The sequence below is a fragment of the Nocardia stercoris genome (assembly GCF_003696265.1).
In the GTDB taxonomy this organism is placed as follows: domain Bacteria; phylum Actinomycetota; class Actinomycetes; order Mycobacteriales; family Mycobacteriaceae; genus Nocardia; species Nocardia stercoris.
Window position 1 is genome coordinate 329709 of record NZ_RFFH01000002.1, and the last position, 21517, is coordinate 351225.

At 69.6% G+C, this 21517-nt stretch carries 24 protein-coding genes; 11 read left to right on the forward strand and 13 right to left on the reverse strand.

The features are described from left to right. Positions 1–37: 37 nt before the first annotated feature. Both EBN03_RS06950 and EBN03_RS06955 read right to left on the reverse strand, forming a co-directional pair. Positions 38–310 carry a hypothetical protein gene (locus tag EBN03_RS06950; protein WP_122187077.1) on the reverse strand — a complete coding sequence of 91 codons (273 nt, stop codon included), beginning with the start codon at positions 308–310 and terminating at the stop codon, positions 38–40. Between the two features lie 36 nt (positions 311–346). Next, on the reverse strand, positions 347–2050 hold the full coding sequence (locus tag EBN03_RS06955; RefSeq protein WP_122187078.1) for a sodium:solute symporter family protein: 1704 nt from the start codon (positions 2048–2050) through the stop codon (positions 347–349). Positions 2051–2178: 128 nt separating this feature from the next. Between EBN03_RS06955 and EBN03_RS06960 the strand changes: the two genes are divergently transcribed. Beyond that, positions 2179–2982: an aldose epimerase family protein gene (locus EBN03_RS06960; protein ID WP_122187079.1), complete on the forward strand. Its 804-nt coding sequence runs from the start codon at positions 2179–2181 to the stop codon at positions 2980–2982. A gap of 28 nt (positions 2983–3010) precedes the next feature. On the opposite strand, the gene EBN03_RS06965 is transcribed toward EBN03_RS06960, so the two are convergent. From EBN03_RS06965 to EBN03_RS06985, 5 genes are all read right to left on the reverse strand, one after another. Beyond that, positions 3011–3985 (reverse strand): copper resistance D family protein, encoded by a 975-nt coding sequence (locus tag EBN03_RS06965; RefSeq protein WP_122187080.1) that lies wholly within the window; start codon positions 3983–3985, stop codon positions 3011–3013. Continuing rightward, complete coding sequence (locus EBN03_RS06970) at positions 3982–4518, reverse strand: copper resistance CopC family protein (RefSeq protein ID WP_122187081.1); 537 nt, start codon at positions 4516–4518, stop codon at positions 3982–3984. The genes EBN03_RS06965 and EBN03_RS06970 overlap by 4 nt, the downstream gene beginning before the upstream one ends. Next, a complete protein-coding gene (locus EBN03_RS06975; RefSeq protein ID WP_122187082.1) occupies positions 4515–5168 on the reverse strand; it encodes a YcnI family copper-binding membrane protein in 654 nt (217 codons plus the stop codon). Before EBN03_RS06975 ends, EBN03_RS06970 begins: the two co-directional genes overlap by 4 nt. A 40-nt stretch (positions 5169–5208) precedes the next feature. Next, a complete protein-coding gene (locus tag EBN03_RS06980) occupies positions 5209–5730 on the reverse strand; it encodes a hypothetical protein (protein WP_147471478.1) in 522 nt (173 codons plus the stop codon). Positions 5731–5798: 68 nt separating this feature from the next. Next, positions 5799–6443, reverse strand: a complete 645-nt coding sequence (locus EBN03_RS06985; RefSeq protein ID WP_122187359.1) for a DUF6474 family protein — start codon at positions 6441–6443, stop codon at positions 5799–5801. A 348-nt stretch (positions 6444–6791) separates the two neighbouring features. Here EBN03_RS06985 and EBN03_RS06990 point away from each other — a divergent pair, with 348 nt between their 5' ends. The 4 genes from EBN03_RS06990 (at position 6792) to EBN03_RS07005 (ending at position 11930) form a co-directional block, all read left to right on the forward strand. Then, positions 6792–8402, forward strand: a complete 1611-nt coding sequence (locus EBN03_RS06990; protein WP_233608246.1) for a TM0106 family RecB-like putative nuclease — start codon at positions 6792–6794, stop codon at positions 8400–8402. Between the two features lie 46 nt (positions 8403–8448). Continuing rightward, on the forward strand, positions 8449–10407 hold the full coding sequence (gene htpG / locus EBN03_RS06995; protein WP_122187085.1) for a molecular chaperone HtpG: 1959 nt from the start codon (positions 8449–8451) through the stop codon (positions 10405–10407). 144 nt (positions 10408–10551) lie between these two features. Continuing rightward, on the forward strand, positions 10552–11040 hold the full coding sequence (locus tag EBN03_RS07000; protein ID WP_122187360.1) for a nucleotidyltransferase domain-containing protein: 489 nt from the start codon (positions 10552–10554) through the stop codon (positions 11038–11040). 74 nt (positions 11041–11114) lie between these two features. Then, positions 11115–11930 carry a class I SAM-dependent methyltransferase gene (locus tag EBN03_RS07005; RefSeq protein WP_122187086.1) on the forward strand — a complete coding sequence of 272 codons (816 nt, stop codon included), beginning with the start codon at positions 11115–11117 and terminating at the stop codon, positions 11928–11930. A 120-nt stretch (positions 11931–12050) separates the two neighbouring features. Here the strand turns inward: EBN03_RS07005 and EBN03_RS07010 are convergent, their stop codons facing one another. Further along, positions 12051–12818, reverse strand: coding sequence for an SDR family NAD(P)-dependent oxidoreductase (locus tag EBN03_RS07010; RefSeq protein ID WP_122187087.1), 768 nt, complete (start codon positions 12816–12818; stop codon positions 12051–12053). Between the two features lie 238 nt (positions 12819–13056). Between EBN03_RS07010 and EBN03_RS07015 the strand changes: the two genes are divergently transcribed. Beyond that, positions 13057–13719 (forward strand): TetR/AcrR family transcriptional regulator, encoded by a 663-nt coding sequence (locus EBN03_RS07015; RefSeq protein ID WP_122187088.1) that lies wholly within the window; start codon positions 13057–13059, stop codon positions 13717–13719. Here the strand turns inward: EBN03_RS07015 and EBN03_RS07020 are convergent. From EBN03_RS07020 to EBN03_RS07035, 4 genes are all read right to left on the reverse strand, one after another. Further along, positions 13639–14382 carry a TMEM165/GDT1 family protein gene (locus EBN03_RS07020; protein WP_122187089.1) on the reverse strand — a complete coding sequence of 248 codons (744 nt, stop codon included), beginning with the start codon at positions 14380–14382 and terminating at the stop codon, positions 13639–13641. The two genes, EBN03_RS07015 and EBN03_RS07020, sit on opposite strands and share 81 nt — an antisense overlap. 383 nt (positions 14383–14765) lie before the next feature. Next, the gene (locus EBN03_RS07025; protein ID WP_122187090.1) at positions 14766–15293 is read right to left on the reverse strand and encodes a peptidase; all 528 of its coding nucleotides are present in this window, start codon (positions 15291–15293) and stop codon (positions 14766–14768) included. A 357-nt stretch (positions 15294–15650) separates the two neighbouring features. After that, a complete protein-coding gene (locus tag EBN03_RS07030; protein WP_122187091.1) occupies positions 15651–16274 on the reverse strand; it encodes a superoxide dismutase in 624 nt (207 codons plus the stop codon). 191 nt (positions 16275–16465) lie between these two features. Continuing rightward, positions 16466–17080, reverse strand: a complete 615-nt coding sequence (locus tag EBN03_RS07035) for a hypothetical protein (protein WP_122187092.1) — start codon at positions 17078–17080, stop codon at positions 16466–16468. Positions 17081–17496: 416 nt separating this feature from the next. Here EBN03_RS07035 and EBN03_RS07040 point away from each other — a divergent pair, with 416 nt between their 5' ends. From EBN03_RS07040 to EBN03_RS35480, 5 genes are all read left to right on the forward strand, one after another. After that, complete coding sequence (locus EBN03_RS07040; protein WP_233608216.1) at positions 17497–17856, forward strand: rhodanese-like domain-containing protein; 360 nt, start codon at positions 17497–17499, stop codon at positions 17854–17856. Continuing rightward, positions 17856–18905 (forward strand): DUF4328 domain-containing protein, encoded by a 1050-nt coding sequence (locus EBN03_RS07045; RefSeq protein WP_122187094.1) that lies wholly within the window; start codon positions 17856–17858, stop codon positions 18903–18905. The genes EBN03_RS07040 and EBN03_RS07045 overlap by 1 nt, the downstream gene beginning before the upstream one ends. After that, the gene (locus tag EBN03_RS07050) at positions 18902–19669 is read left to right on the forward strand and encodes a glycerophosphodiester phosphodiesterase (protein ID WP_122187095.1); all 768 of its coding nucleotides are present in this window, start codon (positions 18902–18904) and stop codon (positions 19667–19669) included. The genes EBN03_RS07045 and EBN03_RS07050 overlap by 4 nt, the downstream gene beginning before the upstream one ends. A gap of 11 nt (positions 19670–19680) precedes the next feature. Beyond that, positions 19681–20598, forward strand: a complete 918-nt coding sequence (locus EBN03_RS07055; RefSeq protein ID WP_122187096.1) for a DUF5926 family protein — start codon at positions 19681–19683, stop codon at positions 20596–20598. A gap of 143 nt (positions 20599–20741) precedes the next feature. Continuing rightward, the gene (locus tag EBN03_RS35480; protein WP_267899260.1) at positions 20742–20873 is read left to right on the forward strand and encodes a hypothetical protein; all 132 of its coding nucleotides are present in this window, start codon (positions 20742–20744) and stop codon (positions 20871–20873) included. Between the two features lie 57 nt (positions 20874–20930). On the opposite strand, the gene EBN03_RS07060 is transcribed toward EBN03_RS35480, so the two are convergent. After that, positions 20931–21479 (reverse strand): ferritin, encoded by a 549-nt coding sequence (locus EBN03_RS07060; RefSeq protein ID WP_122187097.1) that lies wholly within the window; start codon positions 21477–21479, stop codon positions 20931–20933. Between the last annotated feature and the right edge of the window lie 38 nt (positions 21480–21517).

Genomic DNA, 21517 nt, shown 5'->3' on the forward strand with positions numbered 1-21517 from the left:
CATCATCCAACAGATACGAACAGTTCCGAACAACCGGTCAGTCGCGGTCGGCCGGGCGCACCACGACCCACACCGCGAACAGCAGGGTGATCAGCACCAGGATGCCGCCGACCCACAGGTTGGCCACGCCGCCCGCCGCCAGATCGGTGCGGTCGGGCGTGTGGGTCGCGGTGCCGGCGCCCGCCTTCGCCAGCGCGGGCGCGATCCCGGCGACCAGCAACAGCACGCCGTACACGCCCAGCAGCGCGGCGACGATGGACCGGATGTCGAACAACCGCGCCCACCGGCTCGGCTTCTCGGAGGTGTTCACGAAGCGACTCCTTCTGCGTGCGAACGGGATACGGGATCAGTGGAAGACGACGCTCAGCGCCACGGCGGCCAGCAGCACCGCGGCGCCCAGTGGCACCGGGCGGGCGTACCAGGCGGCTCCCGCGTCGTCGCCGCCGAAATCGCTTCGGTCGGTGCGGGAATAGACCAGGCCGGTCAGTTCCGCTTCCGGACGCGGGGTCGTCAGCAGCGACACCACGACCGAGATCACGATATCGGTCACGAAGGCCACCGAGGCGGCCACGAACGCCATCCCCTGCCCGGGCAGGTCGATCGTCCCGGTCTCCTGCAGCACGAAAACCGTGACGGCGGAAGCGGTTCCGGCCACCAGCCCGACCCAGCCCGCGGTCGCCGTCATCCGCTTCCAGAACATGCCGAGGATGAAGGTGGCGAACAGCGGGGCGTTGAAGAAACCGAACAGGGTCTGCAGGTAGTCCATCAGGTTCGAGTACCCGGCGGCGATGGTCGCGGTGCCGATCGCCAGCAGCACCGCCACCACGGTGGCCACCTGGCCGACCCGGATGTAATAGCGGTCCTCCCGGTCCTTGACCACGTACTGCTGCCACAGGTCGAAGCTGAACACGGTGTTGAACGCGGACACATTGGCCGCCATCCCGGCCATGAACGAGGCGATCAGGCCGGCCACCGCGACGCCGAGCAGCCCGTTGGGCAGGGTGTCGCGGATCATGAGCAGCATCGCGTCGTTGTAGGTGACGCCGTTGCCCGCGCCGGTGTTCTTCAGGTTGATCATGTCGCCGACCATGGCCGCGCAGATCATGCCGGGCACCACGACGACGAACGGGATCAGCATCTTCGGGATGGCGCCGATGATCGGCGAGCGGCGGGCCGCCGACATCGAATCCGACGCCATCGCGCGCTGCACCTCGACGAAGTTGGTGGTCCAGTAGCCGAAGGACAGCACGAATCCGAGGCCGAATACGATCCCGACCACCGACCACACCGGCGAGGTGAAGCCGCTCAGCGCCTGGCCCGGCCAGGACCGCATCTGCTCGGCGGCGGTCGCGGTGACCGCGCCGTGACTGTCGTGGGTGTCGATCAGCTTGTCCCGCAACCCACTCCAACCCCCGACCTTGATCAGGCCGATGACGGTGACCGGCACCAAGGCCGCGAGGATCACGAAGAACTGCAGCACCTCGTTGTAGATGGCGGCCGACAGCCCGCCGAGCGCGGTATAGGTGAGCACCACCGCCGCCGCCACGATCAGCGACACCCAGCGCGGCCAGCCGAGGACCGCATTGATCACGGTGGCCAGCAGGTACAGGTTGACGCCGGCGATCAGCACCTGCGCCACCGCGAAACTCAGCGCGTTGACCAGATGCGCGCCGGGACCGAAGCGGCGCCGCATGAACTCCGGGACACTGCGCACCTTGGAGCCGTAGTAGAACGGCATCATCACCAGGCCGAGGAAGACCATGGCCGGGATCGCGCCGATCCAGTAGTAGTGCACCGTGGCGATGCCGATCTGAGCGCCGTTGGCCGACATGCCCATGATCTCGACCGCGCCGAGGTTGGCGGAGACGAACGCGATGCCGGTCACCCAGGCCGGGAGACGCCGGCCGGACAGGAAGAAGTCGAGGCTGGAGGACACCTGGCGGCGGGCCAGATATCCGATGCCGAGCACGAATACGAAATAGATCGTGATCAGCGAGTAGTCGAGTGCGCCGACGTTGAGCCGGAGCGGGGCGTCGAGTGCGAGGGTCACCGCCGTCGACCTCCTCACGGTGAAATTTGCGTAGATTGCCCGGGAACCTAACAGATGCGAACATCGCAGCTGAGCGAAACTGTTGATACTCGTCCGGTCTTCGTGTGCGCATTGCTAGATTCGGCCGCATGAATCCCCGGTCGGATGCGGTCATACTGCGCTGCGCGGACGCGACAGTCCGGCTCAGCCCGGGTAACGGCGGCCGGATCAGCGGGCTGACGGTGGCCGGGCACGACCTGCTGGTCGACGGCGACGAGTACGGCAGCTTCCCGATGGTTCCGTGGTGCGGCCGGCTACGCGACGGCGTGCTGCGCCACGCCGGCCGGGAATACGAGTTCCCGTGCGACGCCCCGCCGCACGCCCTCCACGGCCTGGGCTGGACGGCCGGCTGGACCGCGGCCGCGCTGACCGACACCGCCGCCGAACTGTCCTTCGACCTGGGCGCGCCGTGGCCGTTCGGTGGCACGGTCACCCAGCGAATCGCGATCGACGCCCACGGCCTCGACCTGGAATTGACGATTTCCCCTGCCGCCGTGGACTTTCCGGCCCAGGCCGGCTGGCACCCGTGGTTCCGCCGAACCCTGTCCGCCGGTGACCCACCGCTCCGTCTCGACTTCACCCCCGCCTGGCAGGAACTGCGCGGCGACGACTACCTGCCCACCGGCGACCGAGTACCACCCCGCCCGGGCCCGTGGGACGACTGCTTCGGCATGCCCGACGGCGTCGACGCCACCCTGACCTGGCCGGGCCGGCTGCAACTGCGCATCACCAGCCCGGTGCGCTGGATCGTGGTCTACGACCAACTGCCGCAAGGGATTTGCGTCGAACCCCAGTCGGGTCCACCGGACGGGCTGAACACCACGCCGCAGATCGTGACCCAGGACGCGCCGCTACGAGTTCGAAGCCGCTGGGACTGGCGCTTGCTCGGCTGATCCGGCGCCTGGTTCGACCGGGCCGTCCTCAAGCCGCGACGGCGACGGCAGCCGCCAGCCCGAAAACGACACTCATGACGACCAATTCGAGCACCGACCGCCGCAGCGACTCGTCCGCGGTGAGCCGGTGCGCGCTCGCGGCGGGAACCCAGGTGCGGCGCCACCAGCCGCCCAAGCCGAGCAGGACGACCGCGATCACGGTCTTGGCCAACAGGATTCGGCCGTAACCGGTATCGGTCCAGGCGGCGAGGCCGGGGAGCCGGAGCAGGGCGTTCACGATGCCGGTGACCGTGACGGCCGCAGCCGCGCGCAGCGCCCAACGGGAGTACTCCGGCAGGACCGCGGCCCAGTCGCCGCGGCTGCGCAACTGGAGGGCGGCGGCGAGCAGCATGCCGCACCAGCCGGCCGCGGCGAGGGCATGGACGGCCGCGAACATCGAGCCGAAGGGCTGCTGGGACATGTGGCCGGTGACCGGCCGCAGCACCAGGCCGACGGCGGCGAACACCAGGATCACCCCGAGCGGGCCGCTGTCCGCGGCGGATCCGTTGCGGCGGAAGGAGATCGCCGCACAGCTGGTGACGATGAGCGCGCAGATCAGGATGGCGATGCCGATCTGCCCGTTGCCGGATCCGGTGAGATAGCGGCCGAACGCCGCGGTGCCCAGCCGGGCGACCGGCGTGCCGCTCACCTCCGCCGCCTGATCGGCGAGCAGGGCGGTCTCGGCGAACAGCCAGAGTCCGGCGACGGCGGCCAGCGGCCGCCAGGCCGGATCCAGGCGGTCGCTCAGCCGGGGCAGTGCGGCCAGCCCGACCACGACGGCCGCCGCGAGATCGGCGAGCGCCCGCAGCGTGGCCTCGGACTGCACCGGGTCGGGCGCGGCGAGCGCCCGGCCCAGCAGCACCCCGATCACGGCCGCGGGGACGACCAGCAGCAGCGCGGTTCGCCAGGCAGTGGTCCGGCGAGCCGCGCCTCGGGTATCGCCGCCGGTCGTCCCCCGGTTCACGACCGCCGCGGCTTGCCCCGGCCGCCCAGCAGCACCACCGCCAGGCCGCCACCGAACAGGACGGCCGCGGCCGCGATGAACACCCACACCGGGACGCCACCGGATCCGCCCTCGGATCCGGCCGCGGCACCCGGCTTGGGACCGGGCGTCCCGTGCCCGGCGACCGTCAGCGTGAAGGTGCGGGTGCCCGAAACCGGGTGTCCGTCGGCCGAAGTCACCCGGAACGCCACCGTGTACTTGCCGGTCGGCCCGAGGTCGCCGACCGCGACGCTCACGGTCGGCCCGTCCACCACGACGTCCCCGTGCGACCACAGGTTCCCGTCCGGTCCGACGACGGTCAACGACGGGAAACTGGCCTGCAGATTCTCGTTGAACGTGACCGAGGCCCGCGCCGGCCCGGCGGTGACGGTGGAACCGTCCGCCGGCTCACTGGACACCGGCAGCGAGTGGGCGCCGGCGGGCCCGGCGGCCAGCGCCGCGAACCCGCCGAGCAACAGCACCGCGACCAGGCCGGCGAGCACCCGCCGGATCATGACCGGCGCCGGATCACGCTACCGAGGCCCAGCGCGGCACCCAGCGCGCCGAGCGCCAGGCCGATCCCGCCCAGCCAGCGGGCGGTGGTGTCGTCCGAGTCGTGCGCCGCCGGTGCGGCCGAGTTCATGCCGTCGCCGTCGCCGTCGTCGCTGCCGCCCTTGGCCGCGGCCAACGCGATGGTGGGGGCCGGGTGCTCGGGTTCCTGGCTGCCGGTCTGCGGCTCGTCCCACTTGACGACCTTGCCGTCGCTGTAGGTCTGGGTAGCCGGGAAGCTGACCTTGTCCTGCTTGGGCAGGCTCACCGACACCACGAACCGCTGGAACTGGTCGACGCCGATCCCGGGGTTGCCCGGATTGGCCGACCAGGTCACGCCGGTGAACTCGTTCTTGTCGTTCTTGTCGAGCTTGGCGGTCCAGCCGGCGATCGGCTCGGTGCGGGCCGAGGCCACGTTCGGCAGCACCACGCTGACCTGGGTGGTGGTGGCGCCGGTGGATTCGGTCGGCACCTTGAAGGTGACGACTCCGTAGCCGCCCTGGGTGGCGCCGGGGGCGTCGGCGGTGACGTGGGCGGCGGCGGTGCCGGCGGCGAGCACGGTGAGGCCGGCGACGGCGGCGGAGGCCATGAGGGCGCGCGAAACTACGAGAGACATGGATGAATTGCTTTCTCTGGCAATGGAATAGGGGTCGGCACTAACAGGCCGGCACCGGTGGCGCGCGCGGGCCGGGCCCGGCACTGCCGAGAAAGCGTGCGATCGAAGGGGTTCGGCCGGTCGCGGCGATCGACGCGACCCGGGTCTCGAGGCGGAGGGGACGGCCGACGACACGCCGGAACGCCTGCGCCACTTCGGCATACAGCCGCTCCGTGGCGGCGATCAGCACCGCGGTCACGGCCGCGGCAGCCAGGTGTGCCAGGCCCATCCAGCCGGTCGGCAGATCCGCGAGATAGCCTGCGCCGCTTCCGGATCCACAGCCGGTGTGGTGGCTGCACAGTTCGGTGAGCGCCATGTGGCCCACGAGCTGGCCGCCGCCGAGCACGGCGAACAGCCCGGTCCGGCCGAAGCGCGGCAGCAGGGTGGCGACCGCGCCCGCGGTCGCGGCGGCGGCGAACAGCAGGGTCAGCCCGGTGCCGGTGGGCAGTCCGCCCCCCGCCGCACCGTGCGCGGCGACGGCGAGTACCGCGATGGTCACCGCCACCAGGGCGCCACGGGTCACCGGGAAAACCCCGGTGGCCGGAGCCACCGGGGTGCGACTCGGTGAACTCCGTAACCGCACGACTGGATTCAGCGCACGCCGAGGCGGCTGAGCAGGTCCGCTTCGATCCCGCCCAGCTCGGTCGAAATGGAGGCGTAAACCGCGCGGCGGCGCTGCGCCGGCATCTGCTCGGCCGCGCGGATCGCGGTGCTCAGATTGTCGAGGCGCTCGCGGGTGGCAGCGGCGAACTTGGCGGTGTCGGTGTGCTGCCCGCCGCCGCGGGAGTCGATCTGGGTGAGGCTGTTCTCGGCGTTGGCGATCCGGGCCTGCAGCTTGGCGCCCGGCCCGGAGAACTCGCTGAGCTGTTCGATCCCGATGCCGAGGCGCTGGGCCCGGCGGGTGTCGATCTGGCCGCGCAGCAGGGTCGCGCCCTGGTAGACGAGGGGGGCGAGCACCGGCACCAGCACCCGGGCCACGCCCAGGTACTTCTTGATCTGACCGGCGCTCAGCAGCTCCCGATCGGCGCGTTCGGCGGTCTTCACGGCGGCCTTCTCCTCAGCCTTCAGCGTGGCGATCTGGGCTTTGGCGACCTCGCGCTGGGTGCGCAGTTCGGCCCGGTTGCGCTTGCGCTCGTTGCGCGCGCTCAGCTTGGCTTCCAAGCCCGCCTTGTGTTTGAGGGCTTTCGCTTCCGCCTTGCGGTCCGAGCGCGTCTTGCGCTTGGTGAACAACCCCATCTGGAAGGCCTCCGTCATGCTGTGCTTCTGCCGCCGCGCCCACACGGTTCGGCCCAACCATATCGTCTAGGTAGCGGCGCGGGCGAGGCACATCCGCGGCGCGCTGCGGAAACGAGGCGGCGCGGACCGGACGTGTTCGTGCCGAAACGGGTTCGCGGCTCTCCTCGTACTACGCGGTTCACCGGGTTGTCGGGGGTGGGGACCATACTCGGGAGTGTGTATACGGGCAGCGGCGACCGAAACGGTCGCGAGAGCAACGGTCTCGACGGCGGTGGTGCCGTAGTGGGTGGGCTCGGGGACGGCGCGGCCGAGGGCGGCACCGAGGCGGCGCGGCGGCGCGCGCCGTTCATCGACGCACGCGCCCTGATCGGGTGCCGGCACCGCCTGCATCTCGAGGCCACCTACCCGTCCGTGTTGTCGGGGGTGGCGGAGGATTCCGGGGTGGCGCAGCGCCGGGCGGCGGCGGCCGCGCACCGCGATCTGGTCCGCGACACGCTGGTCGCGGCGGCGCCGGAGCAGTGGGTGGTCATCCCCGCCGACCAGCCCGCGTCCGCGCGCGCCGAGGCCACCATGCGCGCCTGCGCGGCGGGCGCGGCCCGGATCTGGGGGGCGCTGCTGCCGCAGGAGTTCGACACCGGCCGCCGCGGCGGGGTGGAGATCCTGCTGCGCGACGCCGACCGCGGCGGCTACATCCCGGTGCTGGTGGTCAATCACAAGGTGACCGATCCGCGCCAGCCCGAACCGGCCGACCACCATCCGGTGACTTCCGATCTCTACCAATGGAATCCGCGTCCGGACCGGCACGTCCGTACCCGCCCGCAGCCGCGCGACCAGCAGCGGCTGGCGCACCTGTACCGGATGCTGCAACGGCACGGCCTGGCCTCGCCCGCACTGGTCGGCGGCGCCGTCGGCCTGCACTTCGACCGCATCCTGGTACACGATCTGACCACGGTCCTCGACGACTACGACCGCCGCTACGCCGACCGGATCGCGGTCGTGCGCGGCGAGCTGCCCACCGTCCCGTCGAAGGTGCCCGAGTGCCGGCAGTGCCCGTGGTGGAGTCGCCCGGCCGACGCCGGACTGCCCAGCTGTGAGCGCCGGCTCAACGACGGCCGCGACGTCAGCCTGGTCGCGCCCGGTTCCCGCGCCGAGCTGCTGCGCCGGCACGGGGTCGAGACCATCGACGACCTGGCCTCCTGGCGCGGCGATCCGCCGGACGACTGGCAGTACGAGCCGTTCGAGGAGGCGGTGGTGACGGCCCGGGCGTGGGCGTCGGGTGCGCCGCTGGTGCGCCGGGTCGAGCGGGTCCAGGTGCGGCGCGCCGACGTCGAGGTCGACGTCGACCTGGAGAGTTTCCAGGAGTACGGCGCCTACCTGTGGGGCACGCTGCTCGACGGCGTGTACCGCCCGTTCGTCACCTGGGACCCGCTGCCCACCGCCGACGAGGCCCGCTCGTTCGCCGAGTTCTGGACCTGGCTGAGCCAGGTGCGTGCCGACGCGGCCGCACAGGGCAAAACCTTTGCCGCCTACTGCTATTCGCGCACCGCCGAGGACAAGTGGCTCTACGAGTCGGCGCGTCGCTTCGCCGGTGCGCCGGGGGTGCCCACCGAGAAGGAGATCCGCGACTTCGTCGACAGCCCGGAGTGGGTGGACATGTTCCAGGCGGTCTCCGACCAGTTCATCTGCCCGAACGGCAAGGGGCTCAAGAAGATCGCGCCGGTCGCCGGGTTCGCCTGGCGTGACCCCGAGGCCGGTGGCGAGGCGTCGATGGCCTGGTACCGCCGCGCGGTCGGCTACGACGGCGCCGAGCCGGAACTCGACCAGCGCACCCGCCTGTTCGAATACAACGAGGACGACGTCCGCGCCACCCTCGCGCTGCGGGAATGGATGGTGCCGCGCGACCCGAGCCGCCCCGGCGCCGACGCAGAGGTTCCCGGCATGAGCGACTTCCGGCGGTGACGATCCCCGGCCGTCCGCGTCGAGTCCCGGTCGTAGAATTCCCCGCGTGACAGATCACGTCGAACAACTCGAATTCCAGGCCGAGACCCATCAGCTGCTCGACCTGATGATCCACTCGGTCTACTCGAACAAGGACACGTTCCTGCGGGAACTGATCTCGAACTCGTCCGACGCGCTGGACAAGCTGCGCATGGCCGCGTTCCGGGACAAGGACCTCGATGCCGACACCTCCGACCTGCACATCGAGCTGGAGGTCGACGCCGACAACCGGGTGCTGACCGTACGCGACAACGGCATCGGCATGTCCCGGGCCGAGGTCGTGGACCTGATCGGAACCCTCGCCAAGTCCGGCACCGCCGAGCTGCGCCGCCAGCTCACCGAGGCCAAGACCGACGCCGCCGCCGAGGAACTGATCGGCCAGTTCGGCATCGGCTTCTACTCGACCTTCATGGTCGCCGACAAAGTCACGCTGACCACCCGTAAGGCGGGGGAGACCACCGGTACCCGCTGGGAGTCCGCGGCCGGCAGCTCCACCTACACGATCGAGGACCTGGCCGAGGCGCCGCAGGGCACGTCGGTGTCGCTGCAGCTCAAGCCCGCCGACGACGACGATCACCTCTTCGACTACACGCTGGAGTGGAAGCTCCGCGAGATCGTCCGCAAGTACTCCGATTTCATCGCCTGGCCGATCCGGATGTCGGTGGAGCGCACCGTCACCGAGGGTGAGGGCGAGGAGAAGACCGAGAAGACGATCGTCGAGGAGCAGACGCTCAACTCGCAGAAGGCGCTGTGGACGCGCCCGCGCAGCGAGGTCTCCGACGAGGAGTACAAGGAGTTCTACCACCACGTCTCGCACGCCTGGGACGAGCCGCTGGAGATCATCCCGTTCAAGGCGGAGGGCACCTTCGAGTATCAGGCGCTGCTGTTCCTGCCTTCGACCGCGCCGTTCGACCTGTTCAACCGGGACCACAAGCGCGGCGTGCAGCTGTACGTCCGGCGGGTGTTCATCATGGACAACTGCGAAGAGCTGATGCCGGAATACCTGCGCTTCGTCAAGGGTGTCGTCGACGCACAGGACCTGTCGCTCAACGTGTCTCGCGAGATCCTGCAGCAGGACCGGCAGATCACCATGATCCGCAAGCGCCTGGTGCGCAAGGTGCTCTCGACCGTCAAGGACCTGCAGAAGGCCGAGGATCAGACCAAGTACCGGACGTTCTGGAGTGAGTTCGGCCGAGTTCTCAAGGAGGGTCTGCTCTCCGACTTCGACAACCGCGACACCATCCTGGAGATCTCGTCGTTCGCGTCCACGCACTCGCAGGACGAGCAGACCACGCTCGCCCAGTACATCGAGCGGATGAAGGACGGCCAGGACAAGATCTACTACCTGACCGGCGAGACCCGGCAGCAGATCGAGAGCTCCCCGCACCTGGAGGCGTTCCGCGCCAAGGGGATCGAGGTCCTGGTGCTCACCGACCCGGTCGACGAGATGTGGGTGTCGTCGGTGCCGGAGTTCGACGGCAAGGGCTTCCAGTCCATCGCCAAGGGCGAGGTGGACCTGGAGTCCGAGGACGAGAAGAAGGCCACCGAGCAGCTGCGCGAGCAGCAGGACAAGGACTTCGGTGACCTGCTGACCTGGCTGGGCAAGGAGCTGTCGGAGGATGTGAAGCAGGTCCGCCTGACCAACCGTCTCACCACCTCGCCCGCTTGCCTGGTCGGCGACGTCTTCGATTTCAGCCCGCAGCTGGAGCGCATGTATCGCGCCTCGGGTCAGGCGCTGCCGTCCAGCAAGCGGATTCTGGAGCTGAACCCGGAGCACCCGCTGGTGACGGGCCTGCGCGATGCGTTCGACACCCGCAAGGAGGACATCGAGGCCGGCAAGGTTCCGGAGATCGGTGAGACCGCCGAACTCCTGTACGGCACAGCCGTTCTGGCCGAGGGTGGCGAGCTGAAGGATCCGGCGGCCTTCGCCCGCATCCTCACCGACCGGCTGACCCGCACGGTGTAGCCGTTGCCGCTGTGCCCCGGATCGAATTCGGGGCACAGCGGCGATGTGCGGTCCGTTTCCGCCGCCGACCGGTATCGTCACAGCATCCTGGCGACGAGACCCGTTGCCGGGCAACGGAATCGACTGCTGCGGATCGGAGCACCGATGCAAGCGCACGACGTACTGAGCCTGTACCGCGCGGTTACCGAAGCGGGTGTGGCGATCTGGATCGACGGCGGCTGGTGCGTCGACGCCCTGCTGGGCCGGCAGACCCGCGACCACAGCGATCTCGATCTCGCCGTACAGCGCGACCAGGCGGATCGCCTGCGCGAGATCCTCGCGACCCTCGGCTACCTGCCGGACCCGAAACCCGATGACACCCTGTGGAATTACGTCCTGACCGGACCCGATTCCCGGTCGGTGGACATCCACGTGGTCGAGTACGACTCCGCCGGCGCGGTGAGCTACGGAATTCCCTACCCCTTCGGCTCGCTGACCGGCACCGGCCACATCGACGGCACCCCGGTCGCCTGCGTCGATCCGGAGTGGATGTTCCGGTTCAAGACCTCCTATCCACCGGAGGACAAGGATCGCCACGACGTCGCGGCCCTCGCTGCCGCGTTCGGCTTCCCGCTGCCCGAGCCCTACCGCTAGGCCGTGCGTACGATGTACGCGTAACCGTTCATCGCGTACGACACACCCGAAGCCGGGTGGAAGGTAAGGAAGTCATGTCCGGGAATCCGCTGTCCACCGCCGCACCGTGGAGCACCATCGCCGTCGGATACGCCGAGATGGCCGAGAAGATGATGCGGCCCTTCGCTGCTCGGGCGCTGGAGCTCGCCGCCCCGGGTGCGGATGCTCGGGTGCTCGACGTGGCGGCCGGGCCGGGAACGCTCAGTCTGCTGGCAGCACAGCAGGTTTCGAAGGTGCGGGCCCTCGACTTCTCGACGGAGATGCTCGAGGTATTGCGGCGCAAGGCCACGGCGGCGGGCGTGGACAACATCGACGCCGTTACCGGCGACGGTCAGCAATTGCCTTACGGTGACGGCGAATTCGATGCGGCATTCTCGATGTTCGGGCTCATGTTCTTCCCGGATCGGTCGCGCGGCTTCGCCGAGCTGCATCGAGTGCTGCGGCCGGGCGGGGTCGCGGTGGTGTCCAGCTGGGCGCCGATGGACGAATCACCGCTCGCGGAGCTGATTTTCCGGGCGATGGTGGCGGGCACCCCGGCCGAGGGGAAGCTGCCCGAGACCGACATGTTCTCCCTGCAGAACCCGGAGCGCTTCGAAACCGAAATGCGCGCAGGAGGTTTCGGCGAGGTCATCGTCCAGCGCCACACCGTCGAGCTCACCTATCCCGACAGTGCCGCCCTGTATCGCGAACTGAGCGAAGGCGGTGCCCCGATGGCGGTGATGCGCACCGGCTTCGACGAGGCGGGCTGGGCGGCGCGCACCGCGCTGATCGAGAACTACCTGCGCGAGAACTACATTCCCGGCAGCCCGCTGGCGACCACGGCCTTCCTGGCTGTCGGTCGCAAGGACTGACGGCCCCGCTGTCGCAGGCGCGCCAGGACTCGAAGCACGCCGGCCCGCACCGAATATCGGTGCGGGCCAGCTGCTTACGTATCTCCGCTGGGTGCCTTACGGCTGAGCGCGCGGGACGGACTACCGCGGCGCCATGCGCAGCGCGCCGTCCATGCGGATCGTCTCGCCGTTGAGGTAGTCGTGCGACACGATGTACTCCGCCAGCTGCGCGTACTCGTCGGGACGGCCCAGCCGGGACGGGAACGGCACCCCGGCCTCGAGGCCCTTGCGGTACTCGTCGGTGACGCCGGCCAGCATCGGGGTGTCGATGATGCCGGGCGCGATGGTGTTGACCCGGATACCCCACTGGGCCAGGTCGCGTGCGGCCGGAATGGTCATGCCCGCGACGCCGCCCTTCGAGGCGGAGTAGGCGATCTGGCCGATCTGGCCCTCGAACGCCGCGACGGACGCGGTGTTGATGACGACGCCGCGCTGGCCGTACTCGTCGACCGGCTCGGTCTTGGCGATGGCCTCCGCGGCCAGTCGCATGACGTTGAACGAGCCGAGCAGGTTCACGGTGATGACCGTGCGGAACAGCTCCAGGTCGTGCGGGCCGTGCTTGGACAGGATCCGGCCGGCCCAGCCGACGCCCGCGCAGTTGACGACGATGCGCGGCGGCACACCGGATTCGACGACCTTGGCGACGGCGGCCGCGACCTCGTCGCCGCTGGTGACGTCGGTGGGGAGCAGGGTGACACCGGCCGGAACGTTGTCGCCGGCCTTGTCGATCGACTGCTGCAGGTCCAGTCCGAACACGGTCGCGCCCGCGTCGGCGAATCGCTTCGCGGTCGCGGCGCCCAGACCTGATGCCGCACCGGTGATGATCGCGGCGGAACCCGAAATCTCCACAGTCTTGTCCTCTCGTTGTCGTCGGCCGTTCCCGGCCTTCGGTCGATAGGCACCGTATCCGGCGTCCGTCGGCGACTTACCGGCCGGTACTTACCCGCTGGTAAGTATATGGGAGAACCCGGGCACACCGGATGGCCGGACTCGGCACCCGTGGCGGTACCGTGTCGAATACACGACAGCCGGGACCGCGGTGTCGCCGCTTCGTGACGCCCTGTTCCCGATCCCACGGAGCCGCCGTATGCCCGATCCGGTGCCGACACGTCAGCTGCCGCGCGGTCGTCACGGCCTACCCCGTGCGGTGGTCGTGCAATCCCAGCGCGACCGGATCCTGGCCGGCATGGCCGAGGCCATGGTGGAGCACGGTTACGTCGGTACCTCGGTGGCGGTGATCCTCAAGCGGGCCGGGGTTTCACGGGAAACCTTCTACGAGCAATTCCGTTCCAAGGAGGACTGTTTCGACGCCGCCTACGAGCGCGCGGTCGAACTGTTGATGGCCCACATCCAGGAACAGGCCGGCGCCCAGCCGGCCGGGCTGGGGGAGTTCGGCGGCACGCCGCTGGAGCAGATCGACCTGCTGCTCGGCGCCTACCTCGAAGGTCTGGCCTCCGAACCCGCCTACGCCCGGCTGTTCCTGGTCGAGGTCTACGCGGTCGGGCCGGCGGCGATCGCGCGCCGCGCCCTCATGCAGGAGTCGTTCGTGGCCATGGTGGCCCAGGTACTGGGCGCCACCACCGACGAGCAGATCTTCGCCTGCCAGACGCTGGTGTCGGCGCTGAGCGGCATGGTCACCGCACGGGTCGCCGCCGACGACACCGAGGGCCTACGCGCGCTGCGCGCGCCGCTGCTGACCCTGGTCCGCCGCAGCGGCGACCTGTTCGGAACCGTTCCCACCGGTAACTGAGCGGGCCCGCCGGGCCGCGCGCAGCCACAGGACGGCCGCGCCGGCGGCCGGCACCCCGGCCGCGAGCGCGTATCCGGCGACCGCGCCGAGGCCGGCGGCCTCGAGCAGGGTCGCGGCACCGAGGTAGAGGAACAGCAGCGCCGAACCCGTCGCGAGCAGCTGTTCCGGCACCCGCTTGCCGACCGCGATCCCGACGCCGATGGCTAGCGCGCCGGCGGCGACCATACCGGCGGCCGCGCCGAGCCAGACCGCGATCCAGGGCCGGTCCGCGGCGAGCGCGATGGTGGCGAACATGGTCCGGTCGCCGAGTTCGGCGAGCACGAAGGCCGACACCACCATCAGGAAGGCCCGGGTGTGCGAGCGCGGCTCGGGGCCGGGTTCGGTTTCGGGCTCGTTGGCGCCGAGGTCGCGCAGTGTCCACAGGCCGACGCCGATCAGGGTGACACCGGTGACCACGGCCATGACCTCGGTGGGCAGCGCGGCGCCCAGGAAGTGCCCGACGCCGACCGCCACCAGGTTGACCAGCACGCTGGCGAGCGTGATCCCGGAGAGCACGATCCACCACCGGTAGCGCAGCGCGAAGGTCAAGGCCATGAGCTGCGATTTGTCGCCGAGTTCGGCGAGGAAGAGCGCGCCGAAGCTCAGCGCGATGGTGGTGATCATGATGTCGGCTCCCAGGTCTCCGGCCCTGCCGACCGAAAGCGGATGCCTTCAGCCGGCCACAGCCCGAATATCTTCGGTTCGTGTCGTCGGCCGAAGGTCTCGCCCACCGGTGTGTGCACCGGTTCACGTGCCCGGACCCCGGTGGGGTCAGTATGTCGAGCAGGTGATTGGGGGCTACTCCCCTTCGTACGTTTGCCAGCGTACTCCACCGGTTTGCCGGATTCCAACCCGGTGTAACCGAAACCTCTGTTCGCGCAATAAGTTTGGCGGTCCACCCTGGGAAGTTAGGGTACCCGTCAACCTTCCGGCAGGTTTGCCGGAAGGATTCTGGACCGGCGTTCAGGGCCCGGTCGGGGCGGCTTCACACCCGCCCGCGGACCGGTTCAGGCGGCCAGCAGCATCGCCAGGACCGCGGTGTCCGGATCGCTGATCGGATCCACCCCGACCCGGCTGATCATCGACGTGACCGTCCCGTCCAGCTCCGCCTCGACCCACGCGGCCCGATGCGCGAGACCCAGATGCGGCAGCCCCGGCAGCAGTACACAACCGGACGCGGCGCCCGTGCACTCGGGCAGCGACGGACGGGTCTCCGACGGTGGATGCAGCATGAGCAGGGCCGGCGGCACGTGCCCGGCGAACCGCCCCGGCAGCAACGCTTGCTCCCCGAGCACCGGCCCTTCGGCGAGTACCAGGCCCACCGTGCCCGGCTGCGGATCGTCGGGCAGTTCCTCCCGGGCGCCGAAGACCGTCGTGGTGGTGAGCAGGCCCGGCAGGCTCGCCACCCGGACCGCGAGGACCAGCAGCTGGGCCCATTCCTTGGTGGTGTCGGGCCAGCGTCCGGAGATGACGAAGCCCTGCAACGAGCCGCGCGCCTGGAACGGAGTGACCCCGACCGGTTCATTGGTGTGCACGGTTGCCTCCCGATGAAGCTGGGGGCTGCCACTCGTCCGACACCCGTCCGAGCGACTGGTCCCTGTACCTACTGGGTACCCGAGAATGGCCCGAACAATGCTTGGCACACAAGTACCTGCGAGTGCTAAAAACCGCAGTTCACGCAGTAGAAACACCCTTGGAACGAACACAGACCCGCCGACCGCGGTGGTCGACGGGTCTGTGCGTACTTCCGAGGCGACAACTGATTTCGCGCGGGCCGGGTAACTCACCGGGTACGCCCGAAATTGTGTCGGCACCGACCGTCGGCACGGGTGCGAAACGGTCAGCGGCACTCAGCCGCCCCCAAAAAACGCGGAGAGGCGGGGGAGCGGAGCCTAGCCGAAGATGAGGCCCTTGCTCTGGGCGATGGCGCGAGCGAAGCGGTCCTGCACGTCGGCCCAGTTGACGACGTTCCAGAACGCGGTCACATAGTCCGCCTTGACGTTCTTGTACTGCAGGTAGAAGGCGTGCTCCCACATGTCGACCTGCAGCAGCGGGATGATGCCCAGCGGCACGTTGGCCTGCTGGTCGTACAGCTGGAAGGTCAGCAGCTTCTGGCCCAGGGTGTCGTAACCCAGGACGGCCCAGCCGGAACCCTGCAGGCCGTTGGCGGCCGCGGTGAACTGCGCGCGGAACTTGTCGAACGAACCGAACTGGTCGTCGATCGCGGCGGCCAGCTCGCCGACCGGCTTGTCGCCACCGTTGGGGGAGAGGTTCTTCCACCAGATCGAGTGGTTGACGTGGCCACCGAGGTGGAAGGCCAGGTTCTTCTCGTTCAGGAAGATGGCGGAGTGGTCACCGGCCTCGCGGGCGGCTTCCAGCTTCTCGAGGGCAGCATTCGCGCCGGCGACGTACGCGGCGTGGTGCTTGGAGTGGTGCAGCTCGTTGATCTGCCCGGAGATGTGGGGCTCCAGGGCGCTGTAGTCGTAGTCCAGATCTGGCAGCGTGTACTCAGCCACGATGTCCCTTCCTAGTGTGAGGCCGTTCGCGCCGTCGGGTCGCCGGCGTTCCCAAGCATCATTCGTACACCCGTCCGTGGACAACAGCCTTTCAAGCCCCCGGATTCCAGCATCGAGGATCGAATTTCGCGGGGCTCCTGGCGAAAATCCGCTGGTGCATACCGGATTCGACCGCAACCGGCGGTGAACAGTTACATCGGTGGTGCGACGTCGGGCAACATGGTGCGTGGATCGCACTTGTCGTGCGCCTTCCACCAGCGCTGCGCGCCGGCGACGAATTCGGCTGTGGGAACGTCGTTCCCCTCCGGGTCGAGGATCCGGATGCCCTGGAACCAGATCCGCACGTCGAGTTCGCGCGGGTCGACGCCCTCCTGCTGGGCGAATTCGAGCACGTGCACGGCCGGGTTCGCGCTGACCTCGGTGTCGAAGCTGAGCAGCTCGCGCCACAGCGACCACCCGCTGGACGCGCCGTCGATGAACTCCCAGCCGTGCAGGGCGCCGCCGCCGAACGCCGCCACACCCTCGTGCAGCGTGTCCAAAGTCAGTGGCAGGACCCGCGGTTCGGGCTCGTGCCAGTCGTGCAGGCGCATGGATGCCGCGACCCGGCTCACGCCGGTGAGCAGTAGTACCACCCGATGGTGTTCCGGCGGCGGCGAGTCTTCGGGAAGGGTCAGGACTTCCAGGTCGATGCGCAGTTCGGCGGCGGCGGCGTCGACGGTGACGCCCAGGCAGGTCGCCTCGGCGAGAGCAGTGTTCAGGCCGGCGGTATCCAATCCGTCATCGACGAGCGCCCTGGTCGCATCCATAGGCCACAGGCTAGCCGGATGACCTGGGTCACTGGCGAATTTCGATTTCGTACGAGTGTCGTCGGTTTTTTCCGAAATTCCGGGAACCGCCCAGGTCCGGGCCGCGTCCAACGTCGTGTCGGGTTCGGTCGAGGGCTCGGCAGGAGGCAGCCGCTCCGGGATCTGTTCAGGAGGGGAGTCCCGGATCGGCTGCCGCCACCCGTGCCGGACCGGCCGATCGGTGACTGTTCCCACCTGTGGATCAGGTTGTGGATTATGTGGATAACCCTGGTCGCGGGCGGTTCGTCCACGCGGCGATCCAGGGGTTCCGTCCACCGATGTCCGATCCCGCTGAACCTCGGGTCCGTGCCGGGATCCGGCGCGGGTTCTCCGGCGGAACTGTTCGCACCACCGGTGGCCGTGGCAGGATCGACGCTGTGACGAGCTCGGAAATCCCCGCGGTGCCGGTTACCGCCGTGCCCGACACCGCCGCCGACGCCGGCGGGGGACCGGCGGCCGTTCTGCTCGATGTCCGCGAGGACGACGAATGGGAACTCGGGCACGCCCCGGGCGCGGTGCACATTCCGATGGTGGACGTTCCGGCGCGGCGTGAGGAGCTCGACATCGATGCCGAGATCTATGTGGTGTGCCGGCAGGGCGGCCGGTCGATCGAGGTCGCGCGGTATCTCGCCTATATCGGATACGAGGCGATCCAGGTGAACGGCGGCATGGTGGCCTGGCAGCAGGCCGGGCGGCCGCTGGTCACCGACGGCGACCACCCGGCGAAGATCTACTGATGGGCGCCCGGACCGGTTCGGTCGTGCAGCCCTGCGCCCGCTGCGGATCGCGGTGGGCGGTCCAGAACAAGCCGCTGTACTGGTGTCCGCGCTGCCGCGGCGTGCTGCTGTCGCCCGGCCCGGTCGACGCGCCCGCCGAGCAGCGCAACTACCGCTGGGTGGTGCGCGCCCCCGGTCGCCGCGGCCCGGTGACCCGGCCGGCGCTGCGCGCGGACCGCACCCCGACGCCGCACTATCGCGAAATACCCACGTGGGGACTGCGTGACCGGCCGGCACCGCCGCCCGCCGCGGCGCGGCGCGGCCGCTGGGACCGGTCGCCGGAGCAGGTGCTGCGGTTGCTGCGCGTCACGGCCCTGCTGTTCCTGATCGCCGCCTGCGCCGAACTCGGCCGCTATCTGATCCTGTTGCGCAACCGCACCGCCCTGATCGATCCGCTGGTGCTGGGCCTGTCCGACTGGTCGGTGTGGATCGCCGAACTGGTGGCGCCCCTGGCCGCGCTGGGTGCCGCGATCGGTGTGGTGGGCTGGCTGGCCGATACCCGACGGGCGGCGTTCGCGGCCGCCGGGCTGCGGGATCCGCGGCCGCGTTGGCTGCTGTTCACCGGCTGCCTGGTACCGGTGGTCAACCTGCTCTGGCCCGGTGTGTACCTGACCGAACTGGTCCGGGCGCGCGCCGCCGGACCGCGCGGGGTGCGCGGTGGTGCACCGTATGCGCTTCGGGCCGTACGGATCTGGTGGCTGGTGTGGATCACCGGCGGCGTGATGGTCGCGATCGGTATCGGATTCCGGTTCACGCACACGCTGCAGGCGCAGGCCAACGGCGTGATCTTCGCGGTCTACACGAATCTGGTGGCGGTGGCCGCCACCGCGCTCACCGTATGGGTGATGCACGCGGTCGACGGCCGCGACCTGCGCGGCCGGGTCCGGGTGCCGAAGCGCTGGGTGCCGGCCGCGGGTCCGGCACGGCCGGTGATCGCGCCGGTCGAGCCGGAACCGGCGGCCGAGCCGGCAGCGGAGGAGACCGAGCCGGTGAAGGTCGCGGCGCGGTGAGTGGTGACAATCGCGCGCCCTTCGTCGTGGCGCACCGCGGGGCCTCGGCGCTACTGCCCGAACACACGCTCGCGGCCTACGAACTCGCCCTCGAGGCTGGCGCCGACGGGCTCGAATGCGACGTCCGGCTCACCCGCGACGGGTATCTGGTCTGCCTGCACGACCGCACGGTGGACCGGATGTCGAACGGGACCGGACTGGTCAGCGAGATGACGCTGGACGAGTTGCGGGACTTGAACTTCGGCACCGCGGACCGGCCCGCCTCGGTACTGACCCTCGGTGAACTGATCACCCTGGTCCTGGATTGGCGCAGCCGCCCGACCAAGCTGTTCATCGAGACCAAGCACCCGGTCCGCTACGGCGCGCTGGTGGAGAACAAGGTGCTCGCCGAACTGCACCGTTTCGGCATCGCCACCCCCGCTTCCGCGGATCACTCCCGGGCCGTGGTGATGTCGTTCGCGGCGACCGCCATGTGGCGCATCCGCCGCTCGGCGCCGCTGCTGCCGACGGTGCTGCTGGGCGAGTCGTCGCGCTATCTGGGCGGCAGCGCGGCAACCTCGGTCGGCGCCACGGCCGTCGGCCCGTCGGTCCGTACTCTGCGCGACCATCCGGATCTGGTCGACAAGGCGGCCGCCGCCGGCCGTGCCACCTACTGCTGGACGGTGAACGAGCCCGCCGACGTGCGACTGTGCGCCGAGCTGGGCGTCAGCTGGATCGCGACCGACCATCCGGGCCGCACCAAGGGACTGCTCGCGGCGGCGTAGGCTCACCGCCCATGGGTAAGAGCAAGCGCAACAGTCCCAAGCCCGACAGCAATCGGGCTCAGCGTCTGGCCGAGCGCCGCGCGGCGCAGGAGCAGGCCGCCAATTCCGAGACCCGCCCCTACGCCGGGCTGGCCGCCGAGTGCGACCTGGTCGCGCTGCGCGAATTCGTGCCGTCCGCCACCGCTGTGGTGAAGCTCGCGCCCGGGGTGAACGCCGAGCGTGAAGTGACCGTGTCGACCGTGCTGCCGGGTGCGGTGTCGGCGCTGGTGCGGGCGGGTGCCGAGCCGATCGGTTTCATCGGGCTGCAGACCCAGTTCCAGTCCGGTAACCCGGCCGCCGACCTGGCGGCCTCCATCCTGTGGACCCAGACCGCGGCGCCGGGCGCGTCGCTCGACCACGCGCCGGTCGAAGGTGCGCCCGCGCTCACCGAGGTACTCGACCCGGGCGCGGGCCTGGACATCGTGGTGCACCAGGACTTCAACTGGTGGGTGCCGGCCGATGTGACCCCGGACCCGCAGGTGGCGGCCACGATCCAGCAGGCGACGGCCGCGATCATGCCGTCGGCGCGGCTGGAGTTGGGCGCGGATCTGCCCGGTGCCGCGTGGTGGGTGGACGCCGGTGAGCGCGCGCACCTGCGCTGGGTGCGGCCCGAGGACGAGGACGCCCTGATGATCGCGTTGGCGCGCGTGCACGCGGCGGGCGGGTTGCACCTGGGTGAGGGTTCGCGGTTCGCGGGCTCGTTCCGCACGCACGGCCTGCTGGTGCCGGTGTTCGACCTGGACCGGGAACGGCATGCCGACGAATGGATCGCTCCGGCAACCGAATTCGGCGCGCGGCTGGCCGCGGCGCTGGCATCGGACGAGCCGCTGACTTCGGAGGAGCGGCGGTCGCGCGACGGTCTGCGGTCGCGTCAGGTCACATTGCGCTGATGTGCCGAGCGAGCCGGTGACCCCTTTGTGAAACATTGAAAATTCACCCTGGCGGTCGGGCTAGGTTGCTCACTGATCGATCACCATTCGGCCACCCCGATCTCGGGGTGGCCGAATCGCTATACGAGACACGAGGAAATGCCATGGGTTCTGTCGCCGGCCTGGTCTACGAGATTCTGTTCAACTGCCCGCTGAGCGCGGCCACCACCGGTTCGGAGGTCGGCAACACGCTCTCCGGTGGTGGCCACACCTCGACCGGTGGCGACTGCCGCTGATTCGCGCCGTGCGATCGAGCCCCGGGCGGTCTGCCCGGGGCTCGATCTCGTTGCGGTCTAGACGCTTCCGCCGGCCACGGCCGGCGCGCCCGCCGCATCGGCGGCCCCGCCCATCTCGCGGGAGACGAAGTTCTCCAGATCGAACAGATTCGCGCCGGCCCGGTCGGCCACGGTCAGCAGCGTGTTCATCCGCGCGACCTCCTCGATCTGCTCCTTGAGGAACCACTGCATGAACTGCTCGCCCAGGTAGTCGCCCTCTTCCCGAGCCGTGCTGACCAGCGCGATGATCTGGTCGGTGACAGTCTTCTCCTGCCGCAGCGCCAGCGCGATCGCCTCCCGCGCACTGCCGAATTCCGATCCGGCCCGGTCGATTCCGGTCAGCTCCACGCTCATGTCCCGGTCCAGGAAGTACTGCACGATCATCATGGCGTGATTGCGCTCTTCGAGGGCCTGCGCGTAGAAGTGCCGCGCCAGCACCGGCAGGTCCGCCCGGTCGAACCACACCGCGATCGCGATGTACTGATGCTCGGCGTTGAATTCGTGTCGGATCTGGTCGTGCAGCAGAGCGTGGAATTTGCTGTGCGGAGCGTCGGAGTGTGTGGACATGAATCCGACATTAACCGCGGCGGCGGGACCTGCCGACG

Excerpts from the sequence above, each read along its gene's own strand:
- EBN03_RS06960 (WP_122187079.1), top strand. The coding sequence starts at position 2,179 with ATGAATCCCCGGTCGGATGCGGTCATACTGCGCTGCGCGGACGCGACA.
- EBN03_RS07060 (WP_122187097.1), bottom strand. The coding sequence starts at position 21,479 with ATGTCCACACACTCCGACGCTCCGCACAGCAAATTCCACGCTCTGCTG.
- EBN03_RS07035 (WP_122187092.1), bottom strand. The coding sequence starts at position 17,080 with ATGGATGCGACCAGGGCGCTCGTCGATGACGGATTGGATACCGCCGGC.
- EBN03_RS07005 (WP_122187086.1), top strand. The coding sequence starts at position 11,115 with ATGTCCGGGAATCCGCTGTCCACCGCCGCACCGTGGAGCACCATCGCC.
- EBN03_RS07020 (WP_122187089.1), bottom strand. The coding sequence starts at position 14,382 with ATGATCACCACCATCGCGCTGAGCTTCGGCGCGCTCTTCCTCGCCGAA.
- EBN03_RS06975 (WP_122187082.1), bottom strand. The coding sequence starts at position 5,168 with ATGTCTCTCGTAGTTTCGCGCGCCCTCATGGCCTCCGCCGCCGTCGCC.
- EBN03_RS06985 (WP_122187359.1), bottom strand. The coding sequence starts at position 6,443 with ATGGGGTTGTTCACCAAGCGCAAGACGCGCTCGGACCGCAAGGCGGAA.
- EBN03_RS07015 (WP_122187088.1), top strand. The coding sequence starts at position 13,057 with ATGCCCGATCCGGTGCCGACACGTCAGCTGCCGCGCGGTCGTCACGGC.
- EBN03_RS07055 (WP_122187096.1), top strand. The coding sequence starts at position 19,681 with ATGGGTAAGAGCAAGCGCAACAGTCCCAAGCCCGACAGCAATCGGGCT.
- EBN03_RS07000 (WP_122187360.1), top strand. The coding sequence starts at position 10,552 with ATGCAAGCGCACGACGTACTGAGCCTGTACCGCGCGGTTACCGAAGCG.
- EBN03_RS35480 (WP_267899260.1), top strand. The coding sequence starts at position 20,742 with ATGGGTTCTGTCGCCGGCCTGGTCTACGAGATTCTGTTCAACTGCCCG.
- EBN03_RS07045 (WP_122187094.1), top strand. The coding sequence starts at position 17,856 with ATGGGCGCCCGGACCGGTTCGGTCGTGCAGCCCTGCGCCCGCTGCGGA.
- EBN03_RS06970 (WP_122187081.1), bottom strand. The coding sequence starts at position 4,518 with ATGATCCGGCGGGTGCTCGCCGGCCTGGTCGCGGTGCTGTTGCTCGGC.